Annotated in this window: 12 protein-coding genes; 6 read left to right on the plus strand and 6 right to left on the minus strand. The window is 60.1% G+C overall.

The annotated features are described in order from the left end of the window. The first annotated feature begins 108 nt into the window (after positions 1 to 108). The 6 genes from J3P88_RS16830 to J3P88_RS16855 all read left to right on the plus strand — a co-directional run bounded on the left by J3P88_RS16830 (position 109) and on the right by J3P88_RS16855 (position 5,331). The gene (locus J3P88_RS16830; protein ID WP_434570392.1) at positions 109 to 1,035 is read left to right on the plus strand and encodes a 2-hydroxyacid dehydrogenase; all 927 of its coding nucleotides are present in this window, start codon (positions 109 to 111) and stop codon (positions 1,033 to 1,035) included. Between the two features lie 224 nt (positions 1,036 to 1,259). Further along, the gene (locus tag J3P88_RS16835) at positions 1,260 to 2,117 is read left to right on the plus strand and encodes a GNAT family N-acetyltransferase (protein ID WP_434570394.1); all 858 of its coding nucleotides are present in this window, start codon (positions 1,260 to 1,262) and stop codon (positions 2,115 to 2,117) included. Between the two features lie 49 nt (positions 2,118 to 2,166). Next, on the plus strand, positions 2,167 to 2,874 hold the full coding sequence (locus J3P88_RS16840; RefSeq protein ID WP_434570396.1) for a cupin domain-containing protein: 708 nt from the start codon (positions 2,167 to 2,169) through the stop codon (positions 2,872 to 2,874). A gap of 86 nt (positions 2,875 to 2,960) precedes the next feature. Beyond that, the gene (tatA, locus tag J3P88_RS16845; protein WP_411384662.1) at positions 2,961 to 3,182 is read left to right on the plus strand and encodes a twin-arginine translocase TatA/TatE family subunit; all 222 of its coding nucleotides are present in this window, start codon (positions 2,961 to 2,963) and stop codon (positions 3,180 to 3,182) included. A 147-nt stretch (positions 3,183 to 3,329) separates the two neighbouring features. Beyond that, positions 3,330 to 4,319, plus strand: a complete 990-nt coding sequence (locus tag J3P88_RS16850; protein WP_434570398.1) for an ornithine cyclodeaminase family protein — start codon at positions 3,330 to 3,332, stop codon at positions 4,317 to 4,319. A 40-nt stretch (positions 4,320 to 4,359) separates the two neighbouring features. Next, complete coding sequence (locus J3P88_RS16855) at positions 4,360 to 5,331, plus strand: threonine/serine dehydratase (protein ID WP_434570400.1); 972 nt, start codon at positions 4,360 to 4,362, stop codon at positions 5,329 to 5,331. Positions 5,332 to 5,423: 92 nt separating this feature from the next. Here J3P88_RS16855 and J3P88_RS16860 read toward each other — a convergent pair whose 3' ends face one another. The 6 genes from J3P88_RS16860 to J3P88_RS16885 form a co-directional block, all read right to left on the minus strand. Then, the gene (locus J3P88_RS16860; RefSeq protein WP_411384665.1) at positions 5,424 to 6,503 is read right to left on the minus strand and encodes a tartrate dehydrogenase; all 1,080 of its coding nucleotides are present in this window, start codon (positions 6,501 to 6,503) and stop codon (positions 5,424 to 5,426) included. Between the two features lie 34 nt (positions 6,504 to 6,537). Next, the gene (locus tag J3P88_RS16865) at positions 6,538 to 7,995 is read right to left on the minus strand and encodes an NAD-dependent succinate-semialdehyde dehydrogenase (protein ID WP_434570402.1); all 1,458 of its coding nucleotides are present in this window, start codon (positions 7,993 to 7,995) and stop codon (positions 6,538 to 6,540) included. A gap of 131 nt (positions 7,996 to 8,126) precedes the next feature. Then, positions 8,127 to 9,284: an acetylornithine deacetylase gene (gene argE, locus J3P88_RS16870; protein WP_434570404.1), complete on the minus strand. Its 1,158-nt coding sequence runs from the start codon at positions 9,282 to 9,284 to the stop codon at positions 8,127 to 8,129. Then, positions 9,281 to 11,122 (minus strand): ABC transporter ATP-binding protein, encoded by a 1,842-nt coding sequence (locus J3P88_RS16875; protein ID WP_434570406.1) that lies wholly within the window; start codon positions 11,120 to 11,122, stop codon positions 9,281 to 9,283. Before J3P88_RS16875 ends, argE begins: the two co-directional genes overlap by 4 nt. Position 11,123: 1 nt before the next feature. Continuing rightward, positions 11,124 to 11,999 carry an ABC transporter permease gene (locus J3P88_RS16880; RefSeq protein WP_207965653.1) on the minus strand — a complete coding sequence of 292 codons (876 nt, stop codon included), beginning with the start codon at positions 11,997 to 11,999 and terminating at the stop codon, positions 11,124 to 11,126. Then, positions 11,996 to 12,952, minus strand: coding sequence for an ABC transporter permease (locus J3P88_RS16885; RefSeq protein ID WP_186728398.1), 957 nt, complete (start codon positions 12,950 to 12,952; stop codon positions 11,996 to 11,998). The genes J3P88_RS16880 and J3P88_RS16885 overlap by 4 nt, the downstream gene beginning before the upstream one ends. Positions 12,953 to 12,991: the final 39 nt, after the last annotated feature.

Here is a 12,991-nt window from a genome sequence, read left to right on the forward strand (position 1 = left end):
AACGCCCCATACAACGCAGTGTCGCCGGATTACGCAGGCTCTTTTGATACATCCTGCTTTACCACTCGGGCATGCTGGATGTTCCCTATCCTTTACGAGAAGTGACCCATGGCCCTGCTTTATAAAGCCGACCCGGTACGCGGCGAACAATGGAAGCGTCTGTTCGCCGAGCACGCGCCGGATATCGAATGGCGTGCCTGGCCGGACATCGGCGATCCGAAGGACATTCGCTACCTCGCCGCTTGGCAGGCGCCGGATGACCTCGAAGCACTGTTGCCGAACCTTGAAGTGCTGTTCGCGTTGTCGGCCGGGGTCGACCAACTCGACCTTGATCGCCTGCCGATGTCCCTGCCGGTGGTGCGTCTACTCGATCCTGGTATCACCCGGGGCATGTGCGAGTACGCCAGTTTCGCCGTGCTCAGCCTGCACCGGGATATGCTCCGTTATCGCCAGCAACAGCTCGCCCGATGCTGGCAGGCGCACTTGCTGCAACCGGCGGCCCAGCGTCGGGTCGGTGTCATGGGGCTTGGCATGCAGGCCCAGCAGATCCTGGCCACCTTGCAGACCTTTGGTTTCGCCTTATCCGGCTGGGCACGCAGCGAACACACTATCGTTGGCGTGGATTGCTTTGCCGGTAACGAACAACTCCCGGCGTTCCTCGGCCAATGCGACATCGTGATCTGTGTCTTGCCATTGACCGAGCAGACCCAAGGGATTCTCAACCGTCAATTGTTCAGACACCTGCCCCAGGGCGCGGCCCTGGTCAACATGGGCCGCGGTGGGCACCTGATAGAAGCGGACCTGCTCGAGGCTTTGGCCAGCGGTCAACTCAGTGCCGCGGTGCTCGACGTCCTGCAACAGGAGCCGGCCGCACCGGATCACCCGTTCTGGCAACATCCTCAGATAGTGCTGACGCCGCATATCGCGGCGATGACCCAACCCGAAAGCGCCTTTGGCGTGCTGCTGGAAAATATCCGTCGGCATCAACGCGGCGAATCGATGCTCGGCCAGATTGATCGCCAGCGACGTTATTGACCCGCGCAGCCCATGCGTCTGCATAAGCACCGACAAAAAAGACGCTGATATTTGCTGCTGGGCCGGCTGCGGATTTGAGCAATAACTGCGGCGCGTGAAGCCGCAACTTATGCAATCTACCGAATCAATGCCGGCCTCTTGTCAGGCCTGGCGGCAGGTGAGATACCCATACTTTCAGCGGAGAAATCCGACCGGTCACGCTCCCTTGTCCATGGAGATCTGTCATGTCCAACTCGCAACGCCCTGTCTATGCCTACCGCCCCATGACCGCTGCCGATGTGGCGGCGGCCCATGCCTTGTCCGTGCAGTTGAAATGGCCCCACCGTCTGGAAGACTGGGCCATGCTGCAGCGTGTCTCCCAAGGCTTTGTCGTAGAGGACGAAGGGCGTCTGATCGGTACCGCGTTCACTTGCCCGCAGGGTGATTACGCCACGATTGGCCTGGTGATCGTCAGCGATGAGTACCAGGGCCAGGGCATCGGGCGCAGATTGATGGAACTGGCGCTCGAAGCGTGCGGTTCGCGGACCGCGGTGCTCAATGCGACGTTGGCCGGCGCGCCCCTTTATGCCAGCCAGGGATTCGTTGACTTTGGGCATATCCAGCAGCATCAGGGCAACGTATTGCCCCCTGCCTCCACGGACCTGCCATCCGGTGAGCGCCTGCGCCGCCTGGCCGACACCGATCGAAACGAGGTGATCGAACTCGCCAATGCCGGCAGCGGCCTGGACAGGCATACCGTGCTCAACGATCTGTTCGACAGTGTCGACGACGTCGTGGGCATCGAGCGCGATGGACAACTGCGCGGATTCGCCATTCTGCGTCCCTTCGGCCGCGGTCGTTACATCGGCCCGGTCGTGGCAGAAAATCCAGGGCAGGCCAGGTACTTGATCGCCGTGTTATTGGCGCAAGTACCGGACGCTTTCGTGCGCATGGATGTACTGCCCGACAGCGGCTTGGGTGCCTGGCTGGAAGAAGCCGGGTTGAAACAGGTCGACACCGTCGCCCAAATGGTCCGCGGGACCCCGCCCCAGGCCAGCGGCGGCGTACATCAATTTGCGCTGGTGACCCAGGCCATCGGCTGACGCCCCTCCATCACCGCTATACCATCCACTCTCCTGGAGAAACACCCTCATGCTAGAACCCACTGCCGTGCTGCTGGCCCATGCCAACGGCACTCCCGCGTCCACGGCATTCACCCGCGGCTCATTGGGCGCCAACGATCCTTTCGACCGGCAGATCGCTTATGTCGGGACCGATGACATTGCTGCCGGCATCGTCCAAGCGAGCGGGCAATTCAGCACCGATGACCACCCCTACAGCGAAACGATTGTTGTCCACGCGGGACACGTCACCCTGCAGAGCCAGGAGCACTCGCTCGAACTCAATCCGGGTGACAGCGCCGTGATTGCCCGCGGCACATCGGTTCGGATCGAGGCGCAACCGGGTTCGCTCTGGGCATTCTGTGCCGATATCCAACCGGTTGAAGCCGGCAACATAGGGCTGACCGCTCTCCCCCCGCACACCCTGCTCTCCCCTTCGACGCCTCCGAGTGAAGAGTTCCTGCTGAGCCCGACGCCACAATGTCGCTCGAACAACTTGTTCGTCGAGGACGCGACCAACCTGCGCATCGGCATTTGGGATTCGACCCCTTATACCCGCAAGGCGCGGCCACATACGATGCATGAATTGATGCACCTGATCGAGGGCTGCATCATTCTCCAGATCGCCGGCGGGACCCAACTGGCGGTCAACATGGGCGATACGGTGTTCGTACCGCTAGGCGCTCCCTGCGCCTGGAAGAGCAGCGTCTATGTGCGCAAGTTCTACGTCTGCAAGTAACCCGAAGCGTATCAGCGCCGGCAGATGAGTTGTCCTCTGCCGGCGCCCACCCCAATACCGATCACATCACTCGCGGAGTAAAGACAATGGGATTAGGTGGCTTCAGTATCGGAAAATTGCTGATTATCCTGGCGATCCTGGTCCTGCTGTTCGGCACCAAGCGCCTGAAAGGCCTGGGGACGGATCTTGGGGACACGATCAGGGGATTTCGCAAATCCATGGACGAGGATAAGCACGGTCCCGAAGCCCCCGGGGACTCGATTGACGCTCAGGCGCGCACGCTCGAAGCGTCGGCCAAAAAATCATAAGTTTTTATTCAAATCCGCTTTAGCGGAATCTCTTCCTCAAGGTCGCCTGGATCCCTTCCCAGAGCTGAAAACCTTCTTTCTCCCGCCAGCGTGATTAGGCCCGTATAGCGTATGCCCGTGATTTAAAGCACAGCGAGGTAACGTAAATTGAAAACACTGTTGCTGACAAAAGAAGAAGTTGCCAGTTTGATATCGATGAAGGAAGTCATAGACGCTGTGGCGCAGGCATACAAAGCGTTCAACAGCGAGCAAGTTGTACAGCCCGACTATATCGGGATTCACCTCCCGCCGCCTCGTGGGGAAATCGATTTCAAGATTGGTTATTGTAAAACCAATGAACTGATCTCCATGAAGGCCTCTTCAGGAGGATTCATAGACAATCCGGCAACTCACGACGTACCTAACAGCATGGGGACTGTTCTCCTGTTTGACGCGAGGAGCTGTGCGTTGATTTGCGTCATGGATGGGAGTTTACTCACCCACCTCAGAACCGGAGCCTCCGGAGCCATTTCGGTACAAGTACTGGCAAGAAAGAACTCGAGGAAAATTACAACCATAGGCACCGGAAACCAGGCCCGAATGCAAATCCGGGCAATCCGCGAGGTTATGGACATTGAAGAAATCCACGCGTGGAGCAGAAATCCGGATGCCCTTTGCCGATATAAAGTGGATATCGAGCGTGAGTTTGGCATTCCCGTGATCGTGGCGAACTCGAAGAAAGAAGCTGTCGAGCAAGCTGACATCTTGATTACCACGACCCGTGGAACAGGATCGCTTGTCGAAGCGGGCTGGATAAGACCGGGTACACATATCATCGCTATTGGTACGGATCAAAAAGGTAAACAAGAGCTGGATCCCGCGATATTCAGGCATGCAAAAATCGTGAATGACTCGATTTCGCAATGCATCGAAAAAGGTGAAACGTGGCATCCGTTAAATAAGGGAATCATTGTCAAGTCCGATATCCATGGAGAGATCGGCGAGATATTGCTGGGCATAAAGCCCGGAAGGGAAAGTGATGAGGAAATCACTGTTTTCGATTCTACGGGCATGGCCATACAGGACAACACGAGCTCCGAAAAAATCTACCGAAACGCGTTAGAGAACAACGTCGGGACTTTTTTTGGTTTTCTTTGAACTCAGTCATTCAACACTAAGATCTGGAAAGGTAATTACTATGCGTGACTATCCAACGATCAACGATATAAAAGAAGCCCAGGAACGGCTGAGACCTCACATCAGGCATACACCGCTATTACGTGCAGAAAAAATAGAGATTGCCGTGGGTTGCCAGCTCTATCTGAAACCGGAAACATTGCAGATTACCGGGGCTTTTAAAATTCGAGGTGCTCTGAACAAGACACTTTCGTTACCCAGGGATGAGATCGCCAATGGCATTATTGCCACCTCGTCGGGCAACCATGCCCAAGGGCTTGCCTACGCGGCCCGAATGCTGGGGGTGAAAGCGATATTGGTGCTACCGGTTACCACTCCAAAAATCAAAATTGCCAATACCATGGCGCTTGGAGCGCAAGTGATTCTTTTCGATGGCGACACGGCTGCCAGATGGAAAAGAGTGTATGAAATCGCCGAAGAAAATAACTATGCAGTCGTTCACGCGTTTGAAGATCCTTTGGTGATGGCCGGTCAGGGGACAATCGGCTGCGAAATACTGGAGGATCTGCAAGATGTCGATACGGTCATCATCCCCATGGGCGGCGGTGGCCTTATTTCGGGCATTGCCACGGCCATCAAGGAAACCAGGCCATCGGTGCGCGTAGTCGGCGTAGAGCCTGCCTTAACGCCAAAGTACTACCAGAGCAGGATAAACAAAGAACGTACGACGCTACCGCTGAAAAATACCATCGCGGATGGGTTGAGAATCAGCGTCCCGGGGCAGAATCCATACCCGATTATCGAGCGGTACGTGGATGAGATCATTCTGGTTGAGGAAGAGCACATCATTGAAGGTATGCGTGTCCTGGCCAAGGATGCAAAATTGATAGCCGAGCCCGCCGCAGCGATTGGTATCGGGGCTTTGTTGGCGGGTGCAATCAACGTCAAGCCGGATGAAAAGGTTTGTGTGGTGTTGACGGGCGGAAATTGGGACCTGTGCGACCTGGCCGAAATATACAAGGCTGTCGAGTAGTTTGCGTCCTGGGACGCGCCCCAAAAAAAAGCCCGCAGTGAGACGGGCTAAAGAGTGACACAACAAGAATCAATACCGGGCGTTGCCTCGGCTCAAAGCGCCGCGGCGATCGCCGCTCCAACCTCCTGGGTCGAACCTTGCCCGCCCAGGTCAGGCGTAATCGGCCCCTCTGCGATGACCTGCTCGATGGCCCTGAGAATACCGTCATGAGCCGCACGATAACGCTCATCGCCGTTGCCAAGGAAATCCAGCATCAAGGCCCCAGACCAAATCATCGCAATCGGATTAGCGATGTTCCGTCCATAGATATCCGGCGCCGAACCATGAACCGGTTCAAACAGCGAGGGAAAACGTCGCTCCGGGTCGAGATTGGCCGACGGCGCGATGCCGATGGTGCCAGCGCAGGCCGGCCCGAGGTCGGACAGGATGTCGCCGAACAGGTTCGACGCCACGACCACATCGAAACGATCAGGCTGAAGCACGAAGCGCGCACACAGAATGTCGATGTGTTGCTTGTCCCAAGTGACGTCCGGGTACTGCTGCGCCATGAGGGCCGTGCGTTCGTCCCAGTACGGCATGCTGATGGAAATGCCGTTGGACTTGGTCGCCGCGGTCAGGCGCTTGCGCGGCCGGGTCTGGGCCAGGTCGAAGGCGAACTTGAGGATCCGGTCCACGCCACGGCGGGTGAACACCGACTCCTGCAGCACGAACTCGTGCTCGGTGCCTTCGAACATCTTGCCGCCAATCGAGGAATATTCGCCCTCGGTGTTTTCGCGAATCACCACGAAATCGATGTCCCCGGCTTCGCGCCCTGCCAACGGGCACGGCACACCGGGAAACAACCGCACCGGACGGATATTCACGTACTGGTCGAAGTCCCGACGAAACTTCAACAGCGAACCCCACAGGGAAATATGATCCGGCACCTTGTCCGGCCAGCCCACGGCGCCAAAATAAATCGCGTCGAAGTCCTTGAGCTGCTCGAACCAGTCGTCGGGCATCATCTGCCCGTGCTCCAGGTAATAATCGCAGTTGGCCCAGTCGAGCACTTCAATGCTCAAATCCAATTGCCATTTCTTTGCGGCCTGCTCCAATACCCGCAACCCTTGCGGCAAGACTTCCTTGCCAATGCCGTCGCCGGCAATCGCGGCGATTCTGAATGGTTTGCTCATCAACCGTGCCTCCTCTCTTCAAACGCTGACCGGATCACAACCCACCCATGTGGAAGGCTTTGACTTCAAGGAATTCGTCCAGGCCGTACTTGCTGCCTTCACGCCCCAGGCCCGATTGCTTGATCCCGCCAAAGGGCGCGACGTCCATGGAAATGAGCCCGGTATTGAGACCGATCATGCCGAACTCCAGCGCCTCGCCGAACCGCCACGAGCGGCGCAGGTCCTGGGTGAAGAAATACGCGGCCAAGCCATAAGGCGTTGCGTTGGCCGAGGCCAGCGCCTCTTCTTCAGTGCCAAAGCGCATCAGCGGCGCCACTGGGCCGAAGGTTTCTTCGTTGGCCAGCAGCATCCCGGCATGGGTTTCGCCGAGCACCGTCGGCTGGACGAACTGGCTGTCGCCCTGGGGAATCTCACCACAGAGTAGACGAGCGCCCTGGCTCAAGGCCTCGTCGATGTGTCGAGCGACCTTACTGACCGCCGCCGCATTGATCAGGGGACCTATGTTTACGCCGTCATCCTGGCCATCGCCGACCTTGAGCTTGCCCACCTCCTCCACCAGGCGCTGGGCGAAGCGCTCATAGATCCCATCCTGCACCAGGATTCGGTTGGCGCAGACGCAGGTCTGTCCCGCGTTGCGGAATTTGCTGAGCATGATGCCGGCCACCGCCTGTTCCAAGTCGGCGTCGTCGAACACGATGAACGGCGCGTTCCCCCCCAGCTCCAGGCTCAAGCGCTTGATGTGCTCCGAACTCTGGCGCATCAGCAGCCGACCGACCGCGGTGGAACCGGTAAAGGAAAGCTTACGCACCGTTGGGTTGCCGGTCAGCTCTTCACCAATGCCGACAGGCATGCCAGTGACGACATTGAACACCCCGGCGGGAATGCCGACCCGCTCGGCCAGCACGGCCAGGGCCAAGGCCGACAGTGGGGTCAGGTCCGACGGCTTGACCACGATCGTGCAACCGGCGGCCAAGGCCGGCGCGCACTTGCGGGTGATCATCGCGTTGGGGAAGTTCCACGGGGTGATCGCGGCGCAAACGCCGACCGGTTGCTTGAGGGTCAGCAAGCGGCGGTCACCGCTGGGGGCCTGGATGGTTTCGCCGTAGACCCGTCGGGCTTCTTCGGCAAACCATTTGACGAAGCTGGCACCGTAGCGAATCTCGCCCTGGGCTTCCGTCAGCGGCTTGCCCTGTTCGCAGGTCAGGATCAACGCCAGGTCGTCGAGGTTGTCGATCATGGCCTGATACCAACGATCCAGCAGCGCCGCCCGTTCTGCCGCCGGACGTGCACGCCAGGCCGGCCAGGCACGGTCGGCGGCTTCGACGGCGCGCCGGGTTTCGCTGCCTTGTATCGCCGGCACCTTGGCGAGCACTTCGCCAGTGGCCGGATTGATGACGTCCAGGGTCTCGGCGTTGTCGGCGCCGACCCATTGACCGTCGATGTAAGCGAGTTCTACCAGCAGGCTGGGGTCTTTCAGGCGATTCTTGAGCATGGCGTGGAGTCCTGTTCTGAGACAGTCTCCAGTCTATTGAGTCGCCATGGATGAGGATGCTGAAAACGCCGGTCCTACAGCCGTCGAATGCTGAAAATCAGCATTCGACGGCAGGCTTTACCGTGGCACGATTAGATGCGCATCGAGCCCAACAGCCCCTGCAGAAAACGCTCGCCTGCGACCAGTTGGCTGATCTCGATGAACTCGTCAGGCTTGTGCGCCTGTTCTATCGAGCCTGGGCCACAGACCACCACCGGCACGTCCAGGCGTTGCTTGAACAACCCGCCCTCGGTGCCGAAGGAGACTTTGGCGGTGCCGGTGTCCGGGGCGGCAAAGTTTTTCAGGAAACGCACCGCGTCGACGCTCGGATGGGTATCGAGGCCCGGGTAGACATTCAAGGTCTCGATTTCGATCGCGGCCACGCTGGAGAGCTTCTTGGCTTCGCGCACGATCAGTTCGGCCCGCTCGCGCATCTGTTCGAGGAACCCGTCCAGGTCGTCCGCTGGCAAGTTGCGCACTTCGAAATCCAGGGTGCACAGGTTGGGCACGATGTTCAGCGCCTTGCCGCCGACAATCTGGCCGACATGCACGGTGCTGTAGGGCACATCGTAATCGGTATCCCGTGCCCCCTGCTCTTGCAACTGCTGCTGGCTCTGGCGCAGCGCGGCGATGAAATCGCAGGCCACGTGAATCGCATTGACCGAACGCGGTGCGAGTGAGGAATGCGCTTCCAGGCCGCGACAGTAGGTGCGGTAGGAACCCTTGCCCTTGTGCCCGAGCACGAACTGCATATTGGTCGGCTCGCCGATGACGCACAGAAACGGCCGAACCGGTGCCAGGTGCAGCACATCGAGCAAACGACGCACCCCCACGCACCCGATCTCTTCGTCATGGGACAACGCCAGTTGCAATGGCCGGCTCAATGGCTGTTCGCTGGCATCGAGCATGGCGTCGATGGCCAGTGCGATAAAACCCTTCATGTCGCAACTGCCCCGACCATAGATCCGCCCTTCCCGCACCGTCGCCTCAAACGCCGGGACAGTCCAGGCCTGCCCCGCCGCCGGCACCACGTCGGTATGACCGGACAGGAGGACCCCCGGCACGTCCCGGGGTCCGGTGCTGGCAAACAGATTGGCTTTCTGGCCGCTTTCATCCTGGACGATCAGCGACTCGATGCCCTTGGTCAGCAGCAGATCGCGTACGTACTCGATCAAGGCCATGTTCGATTCCGAAGAGACGGTATCGAAGGCCATCAGCCGCTTGAGAATCTCCAATACACGGGGTTTCATGCGTACGCCGCCACGGTCAGATTGTTCGATTGCTGGGTTTTCATCAGTTCGGCGCTGTCGTGATGGCAGAGGATTTCGCTGCCGCCGACAATCATCCGCCGCTGCGGCGCGACGCAATTGCACAGCCCGTCTACCCGCACCGGGCAGCGACTGAGGAAGGTACACAGCCCGGGCACGCTGGCTTTCGGGCCAACGGGCGGCAGCGTCTGGCAAGTCGTTGCGCCGCAGGTTTCCAGCCAGCCCTGGCGCAGCTCCGGTACGGAATGGATCAATAGGTCGGTATATGGATGGAACGGCGCCTCGGCATAGGATTGGCGGCTACCGGCCTGGACCTTGTGCCCGCTGTACATCACCACGATGTCGTCGCACAAGGCGCGCACGGTGGAAATGTCGTGGCTGATGAACAGATAGGACACTCCCAGTTGCTGGCGCAGATCGCGCAGCAGTTCGAGAATCGCCGCGCCGACCACGGTGTCCAGCGCCGAGGTCACTTCGTCGCAGAGGATCAGGTCCGGCTTGGCCGCCAAGGCCCGGGCCAGGTTGACCCGTTGCTTCTGGCCGCCGGACAGTTCGTTCGGCCGCCGGTCCGCCATTGTGCGCGGCAAACGCACCAGGTCCAGCAATTCGCCGATACGCTCGCGCAACGCCGCGCCCTTGAGGCCGAAGTACATCTTCAGCGGACGGCTCAGGATCGTGCTGATGCTGTGCATCGGGTTGAGGGCAGTGTCGGCATTCTGAAAGACCATTTGAATGCGTCGGAACTGCTCATTCGTGCGCGACGACAGGCTGCCCCCCAGGGGCTGGCCATCGAAGGTCAGCCCGCCAAGGGCCGGCACCAGCAATCCGGCCACGACCCGTGCCAGGGTCGATTTGCCAGAACCCGACTCGCCAATGACGCCAATGGCCTGGCCTCGGCGAACCGTCAGGTCGATGTCTTCCAACACCCGAATCGCTGGCATGCCCTGGGCGTTCTTGTTGCCGTAGCCGGCGGTCAGCCCTTGGATAGTCAGCAGTGGCGTGTCCTGGGCGATGTCGCTCGGCGGACGGATCGTCGTGTCCGGCCGCGCCGCTGCCAACAAGCTGCGGGTGTATTCGTGGGCCGGAGCCTTGAGCAAAGGCGCCGTGGCGCTGTGTTCGAAGATTTCGCCGCCATTGAGCACGACGATCTGGTCAGCCATCTGCGCCACGACGGCGAGGTCGTGGGACACATAGACGGCCGTGGCCCCCCGTTCACGCACCACCCGTTTAAAGGCCCGCAGCACATCGATCTGGGTCGTCACATCCAGGGCCGTGGTCGGCTCGTCGAGCACCACCAGCAACGGATCGCTGATCAGCGCCATGGCCGCCATCACCCGTTGCAATTGTCCGCCGGACACCTGGTGGGGATAGCGCTGGCCGATGCGCTCAGGGTCTGGCAAGGCCAGGTCGCGGAACAACTCGATGGCCTTGGCCTCAAGCACGGCCCGGCTACCCAAGTCATGGATCAGCGCGCCCTCCACCACTTGATCGATCAGTTTTTTCGCCGGGTTGAACGCCGCGGCGGCGCTCTGGGCGATATAGGAGACCCGATTGCCGCGCAACTTCTGCAACTGGCTTTCGCCCAACGCCAGCATGTCATGCTCGCCGATTTGCACGACGCCGCCCGCCAGCCGACACCCGCGCCGGGCATAACCGAGCAGCGCCAGGGCGATGGTGGTCTTGCCGGAACCGGACTCGCCGATCAACGCCAACACTTCACCCTTTTGCAGGGAGAAGCTGACGCCCTTGACGATGTCCACCTCACCACGCTCGCCACAGGCGACCACGCGCAGGTCCTGTACTCGAATCAACTCGCTCATTTCAATGACCTCCCGAACGTCGGCTACGTCGCGACGACAACCGGTCGATGAACAGATTCACGCCGATGGTCAGGGTGCCGATGGCCAGTGCTGGAATCACGATGGCCGGTGCCCCTTGATTGAGCCCACCGATGTTCTCGCGCACCAGCGAGCCCAGGTCGGCATCTGGCGGTTGCACGCCCAGCCCCAGGAAACTCATGCCACTGAGCAGCAGCACGATGAAACCAAAGCGCAGGCCCAGGTCCGCCAGCACCGGGTTGAGGATGTTCGGCAGGATTTCCACGCAAGCGATGTACAGGCGACGCTCGCCCCGGGTACGGGCCACTTGCACGTATTCCAGGGCCTCGATATTCACCGCCATGCTGCGGGCGATGCGGAAGGCGCCGGGGGTGTAGCTCAACACCGCCGTGCAGATCAGCAAGGTGACCGAAGAGCCGAAGGCCGAGACCATGATCAGCGCGAGCATCTTGCTGGGGATCGAAATGAACGCGTCCATCAGGCGACTGATCAACTCATCCAGCCACTTGGGCGACACCACCGACAGCAATGCCAGACTGGTTCCCAGGGTGCTGGACAACACCGCGGCCACCAACGCCAGGCCGACGGTGAAGCGCGCGCCGACGAGGATCCGGCTGAGCATGTCGCGGCCCAGGTAATCGGTGCCTAACGGATACGTGGCGCTGAGGCTGTCGAACACGTTGTCGGAGACCACCTCCCCCACCGGATGTGGCGCCAGCCACGGGCCGAAGATGGCCACCAGCAACCAGATCACACACATCGCAGCACCGACCAGGCCCAGCCAGGACTTGGCGTGGGCGTCTTTGCCCAACCCCAGCGCAACGGCCGCCGTCGGGGACTTCACAATGAGGTTGTTCATTGGTTTCTCAGCCTCGGATTGGACAGTATCGCGCACAGGTCGGCAATCAAGACCAACGCCAGGTACGCCGTACAAAACAACATGGTGCAGGCCTGGACCAGGGCCATGTCGCGGTTGGTCACGGCATCGACCATCAGGCTGGCGATGCCGGGATAATTGAAGATCGTTTCGACGATCACCACCCCGCCCAACAAGTAGGACAGGCTCAGGGCGATGGCATTGGCGATGGGGCCGATGGCATTGGGCAAGGCATGCCGAAGTACGATGCGGATATTGCTCACGCCTTTGAGCCGGGCCATTTCCACGTAAGGGCTGTCGAGCTGATCGATCACCGCCGCCCGGGTCATGCGCGACATTTGCGCGACAATCACGCAACACAGCGTCATGACCGGCAATGCGTAGGTGCGCATGAATTGCCAGGGTGAGGTGATGTCACTGGCGTAGGACAGCGCCGACAACCAGCCCAGGTTCACCGCGAAGATCAGCACCGCCAAGGTGGCGACCAGGAATTCCGGCACCGCCACCATGGTCAAGGTGAAAAAACTCAGGAAGCTGTCGATGCGCCCGCCCCGGCCCATGGCCGAACCGATGCCCAGGGCCAAGGCCACAGGCACCGACACCAACGCGGTGGCAGCCGCCAGCATCAACGTGTTGGGGACCCGGCCGGCCATCAGATCGATGACCGGCATGGCGTTGGACATCGACATGCCCAGGTCACCGCTGAGCAGGCTCGTCAGCCAGTGCAGGTATCGCAACACACCGGGCTGGTCCAAACCCATTTTCGTCCGCAGGGCCGCCACCTGTTCTGGCGTGGCGAACTGCCCCAGCGCCTGTTGCGCCGCGTCTCCCGGCAGTACCGCCGTGATGGCGAAGACCACCATGGAGACAATCAACAAGGTCACGACCGCCGCCCCCAGGCGGCGGCCAATCAACCAGAGTGTGTTGCTATTCATCATCCGACCCTCATGCAATATGGCCCAAACCCGACGTTC

The sequence above is a fragment of the Pseudomonas sp. Z3-6 genome, assembly GCF_051131985.1.
GTDB lineage: Bacteria > Pseudomonadota > Gammaproteobacteria > Pseudomonadales > Pseudomonadaceae > Aquipseudomonas > Aquipseudomonas zanjanensis.

Coding starts and splice junctions, on each gene's coding strand:
- J3P88_RS16885 (WP_186728398.1), bottom strand. CDS start 12,952: ATGAATAGCAACACACTCTGGTTGATTGGCCGCCGCCTGGGGGCGGCG.
- J3P88_RS16835 (WP_434570394.1), top strand. CDS start 1,260: ATGTCCAACTCGCAACGCCCTGTCTATGCCTACCGCCCCATGACCGCT.
- tatA (WP_411384662.1), top strand. CDS start 2,961: ATGGGATTAGGTGGCTTCAGTATCGGAAAATTGCTGATTATCCTGGCG.
- J3P88_RS16875 (WP_434570406.1), bottom strand. CDS start 11,122: ATGAGCGAGTTGATTCGAGTACAGGACCTGCGCGTGGTCGCCTGTGGC.
- J3P88_RS16860 (WP_411384665.1), bottom strand. CDS start 6,503: ATGAGCAAACCATTCAGAATCGCCGCGATTGCCGGCGACGGCATTGGC.
- J3P88_RS16880 (WP_207965653.1), bottom strand. CDS start 11,999: ATGAACAACCTCATTGTGAAGTCCCCGACGGCGGCCGTTGCGCTGGGG.
- J3P88_RS16830 (WP_434570392.1), top strand. CDS start 109: ATGGCCCTGCTTTATAAAGCCGACCCGGTACGCGGCGAACAATGGAAG.
- J3P88_RS16855 (WP_434570400.1), top strand. CDS start 4,360: ATGCGTGACTATCCAACGATCAACGATATAAAAGAAGCCCAGGAACGG.
- J3P88_RS16840 (WP_434570396.1), top strand. CDS start 2,167: ATGCTAGAACCCACTGCCGTGCTGCTGGCCCATGCCAACGGCACTCCC.
- argE (WP_434570404.1), bottom strand. CDS start 9,284: ATGAAACCCCGTGTATTGGAGATTCTCAAGCGGCTGATGGCCTTCGAT.
- J3P88_RS16865 (WP_434570402.1), bottom strand. CDS start 7,995: ATGCTCAAGAATCGCCTGAAAGACCCCAGCCTGCTGGTAGAACTCGCT.